The following is a 16,063-nucleotide window of genomic DNA, read 5'->3' as shown; positions in this document are numbered from 1 at the left end:
GCCTATGGTCGACCTGTTACAGGAGCGGTGCATGGCGACAGCAACCGACTGCATTTTTGGCGGGTTTTCCGCATGTTTTCTTTCCAGCGAAATTCGCGTCAAGCCGCTCCTGCAATTCTCAGCGGTCTTCGCGTGCGTTGCATCGATATCTGCGCGCCAATAGCATCCGTGAGCGCCCTCTCCTCGCGAACCGCCGAACTTCTGTCGCGACTTGAGGGTCGGCTGGATCGGTCGGCGATCGTCTCGGCAGATGAGGCCGGGCCGCGTTACAGGGAAGACCCCGACGGCAAGACCGGTGCGCGGCCGGAGGTCGTGCTGCGACCGCGCACTGCCGGCGAGGTGTCGGACATACTGCGCCTGTGCAATGAGGCGGGGCAGAGGCTTGTGGTCCAGGGTGGCCGGACCGGGCTTGCCGGCGGCGCTCGCATCCAACCCGGCGAAGCTGTGCTGTCGCTGGAGCGCATGACTTCCGTTGAAGCTCTCGACCGCGAGGCGGCGACCATCATCGCCGAGGCCGGCGCGCCGCTGCAAGCGGTGCAGGAAGCCGCCGATGCGGCCGGCTTGCTGTTCGGCGTCGACATCGGAGCGCGCGGCACGGCCACCGTCGGTGGCAATGTCGCCACCAATGCCGGCGGCATCCGCGTGCTGCGCTACGGTATGTACCGGGCTCAGGTGCTTGGCCTGGAAGCGGTGCTTGCCGACGGCAGTATCCTGACCTCGCTCAAGGGTTTGGCGAAGGACAACTCCGGCTACGACCTCAGCCAATTGTTCATCGGCAGCGAAGGCACGCTCGGCGTGGTCACGCGCGCATGCCTGCGGCTGCATCCGAAGCCGGCCACCGAGATCAACGCCTTCTGCGCGCTTGCTTCGCTGGACGCGGCGATCACGTTGCTTGCGCTGCTCAGGCGGAAGCTCGGGCCCTTGCTATCGGCCTATGAGGTGAATTTCGCACCGCTCTATGGCGCCATGATCGCCGGCATGGAGGCGCTGGCGCCGCTGCCCGCCGGCTCGCCCGTCTATGTGCTTGCCGAGATACAGGGCAGCGAGCCCGACCGCGACGGCGAACGTTTTGCCGCGGTGCTGATGCAGACGGTTGAAGATGGCGTGATCGACGACGTGGTCGTCTCGCAATCGCCGCGCGAATTCCGGGCGCTCTGGGCGGTGCGAGAAGAGGCCAACCGTTTCCTGTTTTCGATGGCAGGCCTGATCGGCGTCGATATCAGCATCCCACTGGCGAGAATGGCGACTTTCCTGGGCGAAACAGAAGCCGCCATCAGGGCCGTCGACCCTGGCGCCGACATCTACGTCTTCGGCCATCTCGGCGATGGCAATCTGCATTATCAGGTCCGCACCGCGGATCCGGCGGCCGCATACGGCATCGTGTACCGCGGTGGTGCCACCGCCGGCGGTGGCGTTTCGGCCGAACATGGCATCGGCCTCGACAAGAAGGAATGGCTGCACCTTGTGCGCAGCGACGCCGAGATCGCGGCCATGCGCCGCCTGAAAGCAGCCTTCGACCCGAACAACATCCTCAATGCCGGGCGCATCTTCGACCTGGCGCCGGGCTGAAATCGAAGGCCGGTAGCGCTGGCCGGATACTGTCTCTATCTGGTCGCGCTCTTCAATTCCGCATGCGCAACCGCAATGCGGGCAGCAAGCGCGGCGTTGTTGCGGACCAGCGCGATGTTGGCCTTCAGGCTGCGGCCTTGCGAAAGCTCATTGATGCGTGCGAGCAGAAATGGCGTTAGTTCCTTGCGCCCGATGCCGCGCTTCTCGGCCTCAGCCACGGCCGCTGCGATCGTGCCGTCGATGAACGCCGGATCGAGCGCGTCCGCTTCGGGGATAGGGTTGGCGACGAGAATGCCGGTGCCGGATTCCATCTCGTCATGCAGCAGCATGGCTCGCGCGATCTCGTCGGGCGTGTCGAGGCGATGATCGGCCTTGAGCCCGCTGGAGTGGGTGTAGAAAGCCGGAAAATCATCGCTCCCATAGGCGATCACCGGCACGCGCTGAGTTTCCAGATATTCCAGCGTCTTCGCAATATCGAGGATCGACTTAACTCCGGCGCAGACGACGGTCGTGCCGGTTTGGCCGAGTTCGGTCAGGTCGGCGGAGATATCGAAAGTGGCTTCGGCGCCGCGATGCACGCCGCCGACACCGCCGGTCGCAAAAATGCCGATCCCGGCTAAAGCGGCGATCCGCATCGTCGCCGAGACGGTGGTTCCGGCCGAGCCGCCGCGCACCATGATGGCGGCGAGATCGCGCCCGGAAGCCTTGACCACGCCCTTTGCCGCTGCCAGCTCTTCCAGTTCACGGTCGTCGAGGCCAACCTTGATCTTGCCGGCGACCACTGCGATCGTGGCGGGCACGGCGCCGTTTTCACGCACTACGGTCTCGACACCACGGGCAGTTTCCAGATTGGCCGGATATGGCATGCCGTGGGTGATAATCGTCGATTCCAATGCCACCACCGCGCGGCCTTCATCAAGCGCAGCAGCGACTTCATCGTTCAGGTGGACAAGGAAAGGTTTCATATCATCTCGCTTTCAGGCAGGAATGCGGTACATGCCGGCGGCAAGGAAGCGCGGCGACAGATCGGGATGGACGCTGGATTCGCTCTCGGTGGTCAGTGTGGCAAGCAGTGCGCCGGTGCGCACGGCATGAGCGACCGGCTCACCCGAAAGCACCTTGTACAGAGTGCCGGCGATCATCGCGTCACCGGCGCCGGTGATGTCGACGGGCTGGGCCGGGACGGAGTGCATGTTCGTCACACCGCTCTCGGTCGCAACGGCAAATCCATGCGCGCCTACGGTCACGATCACCTCTCCGGCGCCGGCCGCGCGCAGCGCTGCCGCTGCTTCCTCCGGCGTCAGCCGCTTGTCGGCATCCGTCATGCCGAGCATCATATTGGCCTCGTCATGATTGGTGAATAGAAGATCGATGCCGGTCAGGTCCTTCGGCAGGCGCGCTGATTTCGGCGACGAGACCGCGTCGACGGCGAGCTTGAAGCGCGCGGCCTGCTTGCGCGAGATCAGTGCTGCGAGGGTCGCAGCCGGCAGATTGCAGTCGATGAACACCCATGTCGCCGAAGCCAGATGCGGCCAGAAGCGGTCGAGATAGGACGACGAAAACAGATCGAAGATCTCCATGTCGGCAATGCCGAGCACGAGGTCGTTGTTGCGGTCGAGGATGGCCGCGTATTCCGCCGTCGGCCGTTCCGCGGTGGTGATGACCTGGCTGACATCGGCGCCGAGGTCGCGCAGATGCCGCACCATTGAGCGGCCGGTTTCATCGTCGCCGACGATCGAGACGAAGCTTATGTCGACGCCGAGGCGGGCAAGGTTTTCGGCGACGTTGCGGGCAACCCCGCCGAAGCTGCGATAGCCGTCGACCGGGTTCGACGTCTCGAAAATCAGATCCTTCTTGGCGTGGTACTTGCGGTCGAGCACCGCGCCGCCGACGCAGACCATGCGCTTGGACGTCGGCAAGACGTAACCACGGCCGAGAATGTATCCCTTGTTGACGAGTTGCACGATGTGAGCCGCGACCGTCGAGCGGGCGATGCCGAGCACCGTTGCTATGTCCTGCTGGCCGGCGAATGGGTTCGCCGCAATGAGGTCGAGAACCGCTTGTTCCTGTGCTCCAAGGTCGTCCATTGTCTCACCCGGCCGTCAAATTCGAGGCTGAACGCTTTCGCAACAACAGATGACATTGTCAACATTTGTTTCGACCGGCGGCATTTGACCAATCGGCGCTCCCGCGACTCTCTGCCAGCCGGACGAAGAAAGCGGGTGAGCACATTGAAGAAAGCTATTTCACCAAGGAGGACGAAAGTTGCTCTTGTCGGCGTGCAGCGCCAGGGAGGAACTGAGGCCTTAACGCGAGACGGCGAAGAGCGCTAAGCCTTCAGCACCGAGACGGCCAATTCGCTGTTGTGGACGTATTCGTTGGCGTCAGGCTGCTTCTGCACGAGCAGGATGAACAGCAGGTCGGTCAGCGTCAGTTGTGCATCACGCGCAGTTATCGATGACGAGCGCGCGCGCTCTTCATCGGCGATCGTGTGGAGGCGAATGTCGGCAACCCGGCTCAGCGGATTGTCGCGAAGTCCGGTGACGGCGATAACAGTGGTGCCACGTTTGCGGGCAAGTTCAGCTATCCGCAGGGTTTCGATGCTCGCCCCGGAATAGGAGAGCGCGAACAGCACGTCACCTCGTCCAAGCGTCGAGACATTGGCCATTTGCACATGGCTGTCGCTGTCGTGCAGCACGTTGCGGCCGAGCTTCATCAGCTTGTAGGAAAAATCGCGCGCCACCAGCGAGGATGCGCCGACGCCGGCCAAATGAATGCGGCACGCACCGTTCAACGCTTCGAGGGCCTTGCCGATTTCCTGCTCGGTGTTGGCCGCGACGGTCTGTTGCATCGACAAGAGCTTGCTGCCGATCAGCTTGCGCAAGATGACCAGATAGCTGTCGTCGACCTCGATCGAACCGTGGATCATGCCGGCCGGCACGTGCCATTCCTGCGACTTGGCCTCACTGACGGCGAGCTTAAGCTCCTGATAGCTGGAATAGCCGAGCTTCTGGCTGAACTTGACGACGCTCGACTGGCTCCGGCCGATCTCGGCGGCAAGCGCCGCCGTCGACAGGCGGAGCATCTGGTCGGGATTATCGACGATATACCGACCGATCTCGCGGTCGCCGGGCGCCATGACTTCGAGCTTGGCCTCGATCTTCTTCAGGACGGACATGCGTTCCTCCATTGCCTGTCATCGACAATGCCAAGCCAAGGAATAAATTATTCCGTCTCTGATTGACAGCCAAGAATGAACCATCAAATCTCAACTGGTGCGGTTGCGGCCCAGCCTTCGGGCATGTCGACGATTCGGACATGAAAGATCGGAGACTCGCCGACAGCTCGGGATTAGGTCAGAGCCATGGACAAATTGCGGATCGTCGGCGGGCACAGGCTTGAGGGCGCGGTGACGATCTCCGGCGCCAAGAACGCGGCCTTGCCGCAAATAGCGGCGGCGTTGCTCAGCCCCTATCCGCTGCAGCTGACCAACCTGCCTGAGGTGACGGATGTCGACAATATGCTTGGCGTCGTCGGCCTTCATGGGGCCGAAGTCACCAGATCGGCGCATGCCGCCACAATCGATACCAGTGCTGCCGCTTCCAGGGAGACAAGCTACGATACCGTCAGGCGCATGCGCGCGACGGTGCTGGTTCTCGGTCCACTGCTTGCCCGCTTCGGCCATGCCCGGGTCTCGCTGCCTGGCGGCTGCGCGATCGGCGCACGGCCGGTCGACATGCATGTCGCCGCACTTGCCGCACTTGGCGCCGATATCGCGATCGAAAACGGACTGATCGTCGCGTCTGCGCCGGGCGGACTGAAAGGCGCGCGCATCGTTTGGAGCTCGCCGTCGGTCGGCGCGACCGAAACGGCGATGATGGCGGCGACGACGGCAAACGGCGAGACCGAGATCCTCAACGCGGCCCGCGAGCCGGAGGTGGCCGATCTTGCCGCCTGCCTGAACGACATGGGCGCGCGGATCGAGGGCGCCGGCACGCACCGCATCCTGATCGGGGGCAGCACAGACTGGCGCGCCGCCACGCACGACATCATCCCGGACCGGATAGAGGCCGGCACCTATGCCGTCGCAGCGGCCATCACCGGCGGTCAGCTCGAGCTGACCCACGCGCGGCTCGAGCACATGGCATCCGTCGTCCAGCTGCTCGAAGCAGCCGGTGTGAAAATATGGCCGGGCGACCGCGGGCTGATCGTATCGAGAGACGGGCCGCTCAAGGCGGTCGACGTGACGACGGAGCCCTATCCGGGCTTTCCGACCGATCTCCAGGCGCAGTTCATGGCGTTGATGTGCTGTGCCGAGGGCGCTTCGCTGTTGCGCGAGACGATCTTCGAGAACCGCTTCATGCATGTGCCTGAACTGATGCGGCTCGGCGCCAATATCAAGCTGCAAGGCACCATGGCGCTGGTGCGCGGAGGCGAGAAGCTGAAGGGCGCGCAAGTGATGGCGACCGACTTGCGCGCCTCCGTCTCGCTGGTGCTGGCAGCGCTGGTGTCGGAGGGCGAGACGACGATCAATCGCGTCTATCATCTCGACCGCGGGTACGAGCAGTTGGACCGCAAGCTCCGGCTGTGCGGCGCCCAGATCGAACGAATAAGGCAATGAGTGCCGGTGGGGCGTCTCCGCATTATTTCCTGGGCGTCGATGGCGGCGGAACCGGCTGCCGGGCGCGTATCGAAGACGAAGCAGGAACCGTGCTCGGGCAAGGCCTGTCGGGCCCGGCGACAACGCGACTCGGTATAGAGGTGGCCTGGGCCTCGATTGCCAAAGCCTTTGGCGCGGCGATCGAAGAGGCAGGGTTCGCGGCGGCGGAAATCGCCAGGATCCGCGCGGGTATCGGTGTTGCCGGCATCGGCCGTAAGGGTGCGCTCGAGGCGTTTCATGCCATCGAACAACCCTTTGCGAGCATCGACTTCGTCAGCGACGGCGTCGCGGCTTGCCTTGGCGCGCATTCCGGCCAGGACGGCGCCATCGTCATAGCCGGGACCGGTTCGATCGGGCTCGGCTTTGTCGAAGGGCGCGACCTGCGCGTCGGCGGCTACGGTTTTCCGATTTCCGACGAGGGCAGCGGCGCCGATCTCGGACTGAAGGCAGTGCAGTTCGCCTTGCGAGCCCATGACGGCCGGCATGAGCGGACGGCGCTGCTGGCCGAGGTGATGCAGCGCTTCAAGGACGATCCGTTCGAGGCGGTGGCCTGGATGGACCGCGCCAGCGCGACGGACTATGCCGCCATGGCGCCGATGGTGATCCGCCATGCCGACCAGGGCGATCCGGCCGGTCGGCGGATCGTGCAAGGCGCTGCCGAGCAGATCGACACCTTCGTGCGGGTGCTGTTCGAAAAAGGCGCGCCGCGGATTGCGTTGCTCGGTGGGTTGTCCAGCCCGCTTGAGCCATGGCTCGCTCCCGACGTCCGCCGACGGCTGAAGCCGGCCGACGGCGATGCGGTTTCGGGAGCCATAATCCTGGCCAGACAATCCCTCTGCCGCCAGTGATGCCTTGCTCGGCAAGGAATATAATATTCCTACTTTCCGTTGACAGAGGGAATATCGAATTCTAAAAAGTTAACGAAACAGAACCGGCGCAGCCGGTACAGAGCCGACGGCCAGGTGCAGGCACTGGACGCCGCTTGCCGCGGGCATCACAGTCCTGCTCGCAGTCGCACTTGAAAGTAAGCGAAGTGGTCGAACAAGGGTTGATGTCGGAGCTGGAGCGGCTGATTTCCGAGGACCGGAACCCGAAAACCATGGACATCGATCTGTTGCCGACCCTCGAGGTGCTGCGCAAGATCAATGACGAGGACAAAGGCGTTGCGGCAGCCGTCGAGAAGGTCATCCCCGATATTGCTGCGGCCGTGGACCGGATCGTGAGCGCGTTCCAGAACGGTGCACGCCTTGTCTATATGGGGGCTGGCACCAGCGGCCGGCTCGGCGTCCTCGACGCCTCGGAATGTCCGCCGACCTTCGGCGTACCCGAGGACATGGTGGTGGGCCTGATCGCCGGCGGCGTCGACGCGCTGATGCACTCTGCGGAAGGCGCCGAGGACGATCCGAAACAGGGAATAAAGGCGCTGCAGGACATCAAGCTGACCGCTGGCGACGTGGTGGTCGGCATCGCTGTCAGCGGACGCACACCTTATGTGATCGGTGGCCTGACCTATGCCAAGGAAGTGGGAGCCACCACCGTGGCGTTGTCCTGCAATCCTCGATCGACCATTGCCGGCATTGCCGATATTGGCATCTCTCCGGTGGTTGGCCCGGAGGTCCTCACCGGCTCGACCCGGCTGAAATCGGGAACCGCGCAAAAGCTGGTGCTCAATATGCTGTCTACCGCCAGCATGATCCGCATCGGCAAGAGCTATCAGAACCTGATGGTTGACCTCAATCCAAGCAACAAGAAGCTTGTCGCAAGGGCGGTTAGGATCGTGATGCAGACGACCGGCTGCGCGGCACAGCAGGCACGACAGGCACTCGACCAGACCGGCAATGATGTAAAACTGGCAATCCTGGTGACGATCACCGGCATGGGTGTCGAAGAAGCACGTAAGGCGCTTGCCAACGCGGGAGGTTTCCTGCGCAAGGCGATAGGCGAAAAGACGGTGTAAGACCGCATGGATACTGGGCCGATGTTCCGGGGCGTGTGTCCCTTTGAAGCGGTCCGGGGAACTGCAAGGCATCTGGTTTAACATAATGGGAGACGACAATGGTACGGCACATTGGCAAGAAACTGCTTACCGGCATGACGCTCGCGGCAATGGTTGCCATCGCCGCGCTACCGGTGCAGGCGAGTGCGGCGACGCTGCATATGGCGTGGTCGCAGGACGCCACCGGGCTTGATCCGCACAAGCAGACCGCATTCTCCTCACTGCGGCTGCTGGAGCTGATCTACGAACCGCTGGTGCGGCTCGACGCAAACCTGCAAATCACGCCCGCGATTGCCGATTCATGGCAGTTCTCGCCGGACGGCAAGGAGCTGAGCTTCAGGCTCAATCCGAAAGCAAAATTCCAGAACGGCGCCGCCGTGACCTCGGCCGACGTCAAGGCATCGTTCGAGCGCATACTCGACGAGAAGACGGGTGCTGCGGCGCGCGCCAACTTTCTCTCGATCGCCAGCATCGACACGCCCGATCCCGCCACCGTCGTGTTCCACCTCTCGCAGCCGGACGTGCCGATCCTGACGGCGATGAGCGACGTCAACGCGGCGATCGTCCCGGCAAGCGAAATCGCGGCCGGCTCGATCGGCACGACAACGATCGGCTCGGGTCCGTTCAAGCTCGAAAAATGGGATCCGAATTCCAAGGAAGTGCTTGTCGCCAACAAGGACTGGGCAGGCGGCGCGACCGGCGTCGACGGCATCGATATCAGCGTGCTGCCGGACGAGACGGCGATTCTGGCGGCGATGCGCACCAAGCAGATCGATTTTGCCCTGCTCAACGATCCGCTTGTCGCCACGCTGGTGCCCAAGGAAGCCAGCCTGCAGTTGAACCGCGTGCCGGTGCTTGCCTATCACGTGCTGCAGCTCAATCCCTCCCGCAAGCCGATGACCGAACTCAAGGTGCGTCAGGCGATTTCCTGCGCCATCGACCGGCAGGAAGTGCTGGACACCGCCTCGCTCGGCGAAGGCAAGGTCACCGGCCCGCTGACCATCCCGGCACTGGCGACCGATCCGAAGCAGTTGTTCTGCTATAAGCGCGACATTGAGAGGGCCAAGCAGTTGATGGCCGAAGCCGGCTATGCCGACGGCTTTTCGGCGACCGTGATCGGCGCCACCGGCGAGCCGCCGACGGCAGCGGCGGAAGCCCAGGTCATCCAGTCGCAACTCGCAGAAATCGGCGTCAAGCTCGACATCAAGATGATGGAGCTCAACGTCTATGTCGACGCCTGGCTGAAGGGCGATTTCGACATGGCAGTCGCGCTGAACGGCGGCAGGGCCGATCCCTACACTATGTACAACCGCTACTGGACCAAGACGGGCAATCTGCAGAAGGTGGCGAACTATATCGACGACACGCTGGACAGTCTTATGCAGAAGGGCCGCACCGAGACCGACCCGGCAGCGCGCAAAGCGATCTTCGCCGACTTCGAGAAGCACATCACTGAGATGTCGCCCTGGATCTGGCTCTACACGTCCTACAGCTACACGGCACAGCAGAAGAATATCGCAGGATTCGAACCGGTGCCGACAGGTTCGCTGTTCAGCCTCGCCAAGGTGACGATCCAGTAGCTGCTTCGATGCCGAACGAGAGGATATTCTTCGCGTGAACTATCTGATGCGGCGACTGGCGACCTTCCCTCTCGTCCTGCTTGGCGTGTCCATCGTGGTGTTGCTGGCGATCCGGATGGTTCCGGGCGATTCGATCACGGCAATGCTGGGGACCGAAGCCGGCCTGCTGACGCCGCAGCAGCGCGATGCGCTTGCAGCTTATTTCGGCATCGACCAGCCCTGGTTCATCCAATACTGGCGCTGGCTGCTTGGTCTTTTCCAAGGTAATCTCGGCATTTCGTCCACCTATGGCAGGCCGGTGCTCGACGTCATCCTCGAGCGTTTCCCGCTAACGCTGGAACTCGCCCTGCTGTCGATGGTCATCGCCCTGCTTGTCGGCATGCCGGCGGGGATCTTTGCCGCCACCCATAACGAAAAGCTGTCCGACCTCGGCGTGCGCGTTGTCGCAATGATCGGGCAGTCGACGCCGAACTTCGTCCTTGCCCTGCTGATCATCTACACGCTGTCGGCGGGGTTTGGCGTTTTGCCGGCGATGGGCGAGTTTTCGCCGCTGTGGCAGGATCCGCTGCGCAATCTCGGCCAGCTGTTGCTGCCTGCGGTCACGCTTGGATTTGCCTTCGCGGCTTCGGTGACCCGCATATCGCGTTCGGCGATGCTCGATGTGCTCAGCGACGACTATGTCAGGACGGCGCGCAGCAAGGGCGTTTCGGCGCGCGGCGTCATCTGGCGGCATGCTTTGCCCAACGCGCTCATCCCGGTCGTGACGCTGAGCGGCATAGAGTTCGGCTACCTCCTGGGCGGAGCTGTCATCGTCGAGCAGATCTATGCGCTGCCCGGTCTCGGCCGCATGGTGCTGGATGCCATCCTGCAGCGCGATTACGCGCTGGTGCAGGGAAGCGTGCTGTTCATCGCCTTCAACTTCATGATCGTCAATCTCCTCGTCGACCTCGCCTATGTCGCGCTCGACCCGCGTATCCGGCTAAGTGAGCACTGATGGCGACATTGCGGGCTATATTTGCGCATCCCAGCGGCCGCATCGGCGGTGCGATCGTTGCGCTTTATCTGCTGCTTGCCGTGCTTGGCATGCTGGGGCTGACGCCGCACAATCCGCTGACGCAGCACCGGGTCGAACGGCTCCATGCGCCTGATAGCACCTACTGGATGGGCACGGACCTATTCGGCCGCGATGTCGCAAGCCGCCTGATGACCGGGATCGGCCAGTCCTTCATCGTGGCCTTCTTTTCGGTCGCCGTCGCGACACTGGCCGGCACCGTGCTCGGGCTGGCGGCAGCCTGGTTCGGGCGCCGCTGGGACGGCCTAGTGATGCGCATCATGGACGTTGTGCTGGCGTTCCCGGCGATCCTGCTGGCGCTGCTGATCGTCGCGGTTGCGGGACCGGGAACCTCGACCAGCGTCATTGCCATCGCCATCGTCTACACACCGATCTTCACGCGCGTCGTGCGAGGTCCGGCTCTGTCGCTCAAGGCGCGCGAGTTCGTCGACGCGGCCCGCACGTTCGGCAGCAGTGCGGGCTATATCGTAACACGGCATCTGCTGCTCAATCTGGTGGCGCCACTGACGGTTCAGGTGACGCTGGCGCTGGCCTGGGCACTGCTGACCGAAGCCGGCTTAAGCTTCCTCGGGCTCGGCACGCAGCCGCCCGCCGCGTCGCTCGGCCTGATGCTGAGCGACAGCCGCAATCTGATGGAGACAGCTCCCTGGCTGATGATCTTCCCGGGCGTGGCGATCATGATCGGCATCCTCGGTTTCAACCTGCTCGGCGATGCGTTGCGCGATGTCCTCGACCCGAAGATGCGGAGATCGATCGCATGATCCCGCTGCTGTCCGTCAGCGGATTGCGCGTCGGCTTCGGCCGCAACCCGCAAGGCAATGAGGTCGTGCGCGGCGTCAGCTTCGATCTCGCCGACGGCGAAACGCTGGCCATCGTCGGCGAAAGCGGTTCGGGCAAATCGGTTACGGCGCTGTCGATCAATCGCCTTGTCGATTATGGCGGCGGCCGCATCACCGGCGGGTCGATCAAGCTGAGGCGGGCCGACGGCAGCACCTTCGACCTGACAGCCGCAGCCGAGCCGCAATTGACGAAGATCCGCGGGGGCGAAATCGGCATGATCTTCCAGGAGCCGATGACCTCGCTCAATCCGGTGCTGACCATTGGCTGGCAGATCGAGGAATCATTTCGCCTGCATCGCGGCCTGACCGGACGACAAGCAACGGCGGCGGCCAAGGACGCGCTCGACCGCGTGCGTATTCCGGACGCAGCGAGGCGGTTGAAATACACGCCCAACCAGCTGTCGGGCGGCATGCTGCAGCGGGTGATGATCGCCATGGCGATTGCGTGCAACCCGCGCCTCCTCATTGCCGACGAGCCAACGACGGCGCTGGATGTTACGGTGCAGGCGCAGATCATGGCGCTGCTCGCCGAGTTGAAGCAGGAAACCGGGATGTCGATGATCTTCATCACCCACGACATCGGTCTGGTTGCAGGCATCGCCGACAAGGTGATGGTGATGCAAGGCGGAGAAGCTGTCGAGCAGGGCGCATTGAACCAGATATTGGACGATCCGCAGCATCCCTATACGCGGCATCTGCTACATGCGGTTCCGCATTTCGCCGGCGGCAGCGCGACACGCAGGGACGCGCAACGCGAAAAGCAAAAAGCTGCCGAGCCGGCGCTGAAGGTCGATGGCCTCGTAGTGCGATTTCCGGTCAAGGGTGGTTTTCTCAGCCGTACCAGCGGTGCCGTCCATGCCGTGGACGGTGTGGATTTCGAGCTAATGCCGGGCGAGACATTGGCGGTCGTCGGCGAGAGCGGTTCCGGAAAGTCCACCACCGCCCGCGCGATTCTGGGGCTGGTGCGCTCGACGCGCGGCACAATCTCGGCCAGCGCGCGCAAGGCCGCCGCCGGGCAGAGCGCCCTTCCCGTGCAGATGGTGTTCCAGAATCCCTATGGCTCGCTCAATCCCAGACTCACCGTCGAAAACCTCCTCGCAGAGCCGGTGATCGCTACCGGCGGACGGATAACTGCTGAAACGCGGGCGAAAATGGCCGCGCTGCTGAAACGCGTCGGCCTGCCGGAAAACAGCCTGCAGCGCTATCCGCACGAATTCTCCGGCGGCCAGCGGCAACGCCTGTGCATCGCTCGCGCGCTGATGCTCAATCCTTCGGTTATCGTCCTCGACGAAGCGGTTTCGGCGCTCGATGTGTCGGTGCAGGCCAGGGTGTTGAAGCTTTTGATCGAGCTGCAGCGTGAATTCGGGCTGGCCTATCTGTTCATCTCGCATGACATGGCTGTCGTCGAGCGGATCGCCCATCGCATCGCGGTCATCTATGCCGGCCAGATTGTCGAGATCGGCGATGCCAGATCGGTGCTCTCGGAGCCGAAGCACTCCTATACCAAACAGCTTATCGCGGCCGTTCCTACTATAGACCGACGGCATAAACGTTTCGAGCTGGACACGCGCCAGGTCCCCTCGCTCGTGCGTCCGCTGGGGTTTGAGCCGGGCCCGGCCAATTGGCAGCAATTCGGGCCGGATCATAGAGCACAGGTGGAAGTGTGATGATTGTCGCCCAAGGATATGAAAGGCCGGAGGGACAGCCCCATCGCTGCCTTCCAAACGGAGGCGTAGTTGATCGACCATGATCTCTTCTCCCGCGCATTCGCCCCGCTCGAAGCGGCCGTGGCCGCATCGCGCATTCCGGGCGGCGTGCTCGGCATAGTTGACGGGGACGGCGAACGCATCGTCCGGGCAATCGGCTCAGCCCAAGTCGTGCCCAAGATACGGCCGATGCATGTCGGGACATGGTTCGACCTGGCATCCCTGACCAAAGTCATCTTCACCACGTCGCGTATCCTGGCACTGGCGGAAGAAGGCGTCATCGACCTCGACGCGCCGCTGATTTCCGCCCTGCCCGACCTTCGCCAATATGACGAAAAAGCCTGGGAACGGAACGTAACGTTTCGCCAGTGTCTCGGCCATCAGACACCATTTCCCGCCGTCGCGCCAATCTACACCTATGGGCGTGACCCCGAGCTGCTGCGCGCCTTCATCCTGCAGCGCGAATGGCAGGCTGGCGAGCCGGTCTATTCCGATATCAACTTCATCCTGCTCGGCTTCGTCCTGGAGCGCCTGTCTGGCAAGACCATTCGCGACATAGATCCCGGTCCGGGCTTCGCGTTCTCCGCCGAACCGGATCAAGCGGCGGCGACCGAAGACTGCACATGGCGCCATCGCGTGCTCTGCGGCGAAGTCCACGACGACAATTGCTCGGCCTTGCAAGGTGCCGGTCACGCCGGCCTGTTCGGAACGGCGGCTTCGGTCCTCGACTTTGCGCAAGGGCTGCTGGACGGGACCGGCGCGTCGCAGCGTTCGATCGCGCTAATGCGCACGCCCTTGTCGGCAACCCGCACCCATGGCTGGGAGCGACCCTACGAAGGCTGGTCCGGCGGCCGGTTATGCAGCCCCGAAACCATCGGGCATACCGGCTTTACCGGTGTCGGGCTGTGGGTCGACTTCGACAAAGGCAGAGCCTGGACCTTGCTCACCAACCGGATCCATCCGACACGTCATTTCAACAGCGGGATCGCAGCGCTTCGCCAAGCGGTCGGCGATCTCGTCAACGGAGCCTGACAACCATGAATCCGAAAAATGGCGAACCCATGTGGGCCGTCGGCCTGATGACCGGCACCGTGCTGGACGGCAATATCGATGTCGCGCTGATCAAGACCGACGGCGAACGGATTGACGACTTCGGCATCTACACGCTGGCCCCCTACCCGCAGTCGATCCGGACCTTGCTGGAAGAGACGCTGCGGCAGGCAAGGAGCTGGAATTTCACAGGGCCGGAACCGGCAATCTTCCACGAGGCAGAGGAAGCGCTGACGCGCGCCCAGTCCGCGGCGGTCAAGGATCTGGTCGAAAGCCACGGGCTGACGATGGCCGATATAGGGGTCGTCGGCTTCCACGGCCAGACCGTGCTGCACCGTGCCCCGCAAGTGGGCCGACTGGGCCAGACCCGCCAGCTTGGCGACGGCGAGCTGATGCATGCCATCCTTGGCACCAGGGTCGCCTATGACTTCCGCTCGGCCGACATGCGCGCCGGCGGCCAGGGCGCGCCGCTGTCGGCCGCCTATCACGCCGCGCTGCTGCGCGAAGCCGACGCCACCGGCGACACGGCGGTGCTCAATCTCGGCGGCGTCGCCAACATCACCTGGTGGGACGGCACGGACAATGTTGTTGCCTTCGACACCGGGCCCGCCAACGCACCGCTGAACGATTTCATCAAATCGAAGGGGCTCGGCGAAATGGACCGCGACGGCGCCCTTGCCCGCGCCGGCACGGTCGACGAGGCACGGCTGGCCAAGCTCCTGCAGCATCGGTATTTGACCAAACCCTATCCGAAATCGCTGGACCGTTTCGATTTCGGCGCCTCGATGGCGGACGGAATGAACGCCGAGGATGGCGCAGCCCTGCTGACGGCCTTCACCGCGGCCGCCGTCGGCAAGGCGCTCGATCTTCTGCCGCGCCGGCCGAAGCGGCTGGTGGTCAGCGGTGGCGGTCGACACAACCCAACGATCATGGCCATGCTTGCCAGCCGCGCTGGCGTCGAAGCGGTTCCGGCCGAGGCGCTTGGCTGGAAGGGCGATGCGGTGGAGGCGGAGTGTTTTGCGTTCCTGGCAGTGCGCGTGCTCAGAGGCTTGCCGATCAGCTTCCCCAGTACGACCGGCGTGCCCCAGCCGATGCGCGGCGGACGCCTTGCCAGCTAACTAAGCCAACAATTTCTTCTGCAGGAAGATACGGCTGCGGCCAATGGGGAAATCGGCAAGCACGCCGAAGGGCAAATAGCCCTGGCGCTCATAGGCCTTGGCGGCCTTGGGATTGAACGTGTCGATCCAGGCGCCGTGACAGTCGCGCGCGATCGCCTCCCTCTCGGCCGCTTCGAGCATCCTGCCAGCCATGCGGTGACCGCGCAGTTTTTCATCGACCCAGAGCCATTGCACATAGAGCCAGCCCCAGGCTGTATATCCCGAGATGCCGGCGACAATAGCGCCGTGCTCATCGCGCACGAACACGGCCAATGCCTTCCTGCAGGAGGCGCCGACATCACTGTCGTTGAACGCCGCAAGCCGCTCTCCGAGAAAAGCCAGCTCGTGCGGCAAGGGATCGGCGGTTGTCTCAAGCGTTGTATTGTCCATCCACCAAGCATCTATCGAAGGACGGGACCGAGAAGCAAGCCTTG

General features: G+C 63.4%; 14 protein-coding genes. 10 read left to right on the top strand and 4 right to left on the bottom strand.

Features of this window, described 5'->3' with window-relative positions; all coding sequences use genetic code 11:
• Positions 1-168 precede the first annotated feature (168 nt).
• The gene (locus NKJ32_RS16300; RefSeq protein WP_502902689.1) at positions 169-1,569 is read left to right on the top strand and encodes an FAD-binding oxidoreductase; all 1,401 of its coding nucleotides are present in this window, start codon (positions 169-171) and stop codon (positions 1,567-1,569) included.
• Between the two features lie 35 nt (positions 1,570-1,604).
• Here NKJ32_RS16300 and NKJ32_RS16295 read toward each other — a convergent pair whose 3' ends face one another.
• The 3 genes from NKJ32_RS16295 to NKJ32_RS16285 all read right to left on the bottom strand — a co-directional run bounded on the left by NKJ32_RS16295 (position 1,605) and on the right by NKJ32_RS16285 (position 4,747).
• Positions 1,605-2,534 carry a pseudouridine-5'-phosphate glycosidase gene (locus tag NKJ32_RS16295; RefSeq protein WP_352828050.1) on the bottom strand — a complete coding sequence of 310 codons (930 nt, stop codon included), beginning with the start codon at positions 2,532-2,534 and terminating at the stop codon, positions 1,605-1,607.
• A gap of 12 nt (positions 2,535-2,546) precedes the next feature.
• Entirely contained in the window at positions 2,547-3,656 is a 1,110-nt protein-coding gene (locus tag NKJ32_RS16290; RefSeq protein WP_023676042.1) for a carbohydrate kinase, read from the bottom strand.
• A 242-nt stretch (positions 3,657-3,898) separates the two neighbouring features.
• Complete coding sequence (locus NKJ32_RS16285) at positions 3,899-4,747, bottom strand: MurR/RpiR family transcriptional regulator (RefSeq protein WP_023676043.1); 849 nt, start codon at positions 4,745-4,747, stop codon at positions 3,899-3,901.
• Positions 4,748-4,933: 186 nt separating this feature from the next.
• On the opposite strand from NKJ32_RS16285, the gene murA reads away from it, so the two are divergent.
• The 9 genes from murA (at position 4,934) to NKJ32_RS16240 (ending at position 15,590) form a co-directional block, all read left to right on the top strand.
• Complete coding sequence (gene murA, locus NKJ32_RS16280; protein WP_352828047.1) at positions 4,934-6,190, top strand: UDP-N-acetylglucosamine 1-carboxyvinyltransferase; 1,257 nt, start codon at positions 4,934-4,936, stop codon at positions 6,188-6,190.
• A complete protein-coding gene (locus NKJ32_RS16275) occupies positions 6,187-7,077 on the top strand; it encodes a glucosamine kinase nucleotide-binding domain-containing protein (protein ID WP_352828044.1) in 891 nt (296 codons plus the stop codon). Before murA ends, NKJ32_RS16275 begins: the two co-directional genes overlap by 4 nt.
• 185 nt (positions 7,078-7,262) lie before the next feature.
• On the top strand, positions 7,263-8,186 hold the full coding sequence (gene murQ, locus NKJ32_RS16270) for an N-acetylmuramic acid 6-phosphate etherase (RefSeq protein ID WP_023676046.1): 924 nt from the start codon (positions 7,263-7,265) through the stop codon (positions 8,184-8,186).
• Between the two features lie 98 nt (positions 8,187-8,284).
• Positions 8,285-9,805 (top strand): ABC transporter substrate-binding protein, encoded by a 1,521-nt coding sequence (locus NKJ32_RS16265; protein ID WP_352634441.1) that lies wholly within the window; start codon positions 8,285-8,287, stop codon positions 9,803-9,805.
• Between the two features lie 34 nt (positions 9,806-9,839).
• Complete coding sequence (locus NKJ32_RS16260) at positions 9,840-10,799, top strand: ABC transporter permease (RefSeq protein ID WP_352828041.1); 960 nt, start codon at positions 9,840-9,842, stop codon at positions 10,797-10,799.
• Positions 10,799-11,638: an ABC transporter permease gene (locus NKJ32_RS16255; protein WP_023676049.1), complete on the top strand. Its 840-nt coding sequence runs from the start codon at positions 10,799-10,801 to the stop codon at positions 11,636-11,638. The genes NKJ32_RS16260 and NKJ32_RS16255 overlap by 1 nt, the downstream gene beginning before the upstream one ends.
• The gene (locus NKJ32_RS16250; RefSeq protein ID WP_352828038.1) at positions 11,635-13,383 is read left to right on the top strand and encodes an ABC transporter ATP-binding protein; all 1,749 of its coding nucleotides are present in this window, start codon (positions 11,635-11,637) and stop codon (positions 13,381-13,383) included. The genes NKJ32_RS16255 and NKJ32_RS16250 overlap by 4 nt, the downstream gene beginning before the upstream one ends.
• Before the next feature lie 69 nt (positions 13,384-13,452).
• Positions 13,453-14,454, top strand: a complete 1,002-nt coding sequence (locus tag NKJ32_RS16245) for a serine hydrolase domain-containing protein (RefSeq protein WP_352590307.1) — start codon at positions 13,453-13,455, stop codon at positions 14,452-14,454.
• A 5-nt stretch (positions 14,455-14,459) separates the two neighbouring features.
• The gene (locus NKJ32_RS16240; protein WP_352828035.1) at positions 14,460-15,590 is read left to right on the top strand and encodes an anhydro-N-acetylmuramic acid kinase; all 1,131 of its coding nucleotides are present in this window, start codon (positions 14,460-14,462) and stop codon (positions 15,588-15,590) included.
• Here NKJ32_RS16240 and NKJ32_RS16235 read toward each other — a convergent pair whose 3' ends face one another.
• Positions 15,591-16,019, bottom strand: a complete 429-nt coding sequence (locus NKJ32_RS16235; protein WP_023676053.1) for a GNAT family N-acetyltransferase — start codon at positions 16,017-16,019, stop codon at positions 15,591-15,593.
• Between the last annotated feature and the right edge of the window lie 44 nt (positions 16,020-16,063).

Origin of the sequence: Mesorhizobium sp. M0159 (genome assembly GCF_040322295.1) — a bacterium.
In the GTDB taxonomy this organism is placed as follows: domain Bacteria; phylum Pseudomonadota; class Alphaproteobacteria; order Rhizobiales; family Rhizobiaceae; genus Mesorhizobium.
Note: the sequence above shows the minus strand (reverse complement) of the source record. Positions and strands in the feature narration are given on the sequence as shown.

Excerpts from the sequence above, each read along its gene's own strand:
- NKJ32_RS16295 (WP_352828050.1), bottom strand. The coding sequence starts at position 2,534 with ATGAAACCTTTCCTTGTCCACCTGAACGATGAAGTCGCTGCTGCGCTT.
- NKJ32_RS16290 (WP_023676042.1), bottom strand. The coding sequence starts at position 3,656 with ATGGACGACCTTGGAGCACAGGAACAAGCGGTTCTCGACCTCATTGCG.
- NKJ32_RS16285 (WP_023676043.1), bottom strand. The coding sequence starts at position 4,747 with ATGTCCGTCCTGAAGAAGATCGAGGCCAAGCTCGAAGTCATGGCGCCC.
- murA (WP_352828047.1), top strand. The coding sequence starts at position 4,934 with ATGGACAAATTGCGGATCGTCGGCGGGCACAGGCTTGAGGGCGCGGTG.
- NKJ32_RS16275 (WP_352828044.1), top strand. The coding sequence starts at position 6,187 with ATGAGTGCCGGTGGGGCGTCTCCGCATTATTTCCTGGGCGTCGATGGC.
- NKJ32_RS16265 (WP_352634441.1), top strand. The coding sequence starts at position 8,285 with ATGGTACGGCACATTGGCAAGAAACTGCTTACCGGCATGACGCTCGCG.
- NKJ32_RS16255 (WP_023676049.1), top strand. The coding sequence starts at position 10,799 with ATGGCGACATTGCGGGCTATATTTGCGCATCCCAGCGGCCGCATCGGC.
- NKJ32_RS16250 (WP_352828038.1), top strand. The coding sequence starts at position 11,635 with ATGATCCCGCTGCTGTCCGTCAGCGGATTGCGCGTCGGCTTCGGCCGC.
- NKJ32_RS16240 (WP_352828035.1), top strand. The coding sequence starts at position 14,460 with ATGAATCCGAAAAATGGCGAACCCATGTGGGCCGTCGGCCTGATGACC.
- NKJ32_RS16235 (WP_023676053.1), bottom strand. The coding sequence starts at position 16,019 with ATGGACAATACAACGCTTGAGACAACCGCCGATCCCTTGCCGCACGAG.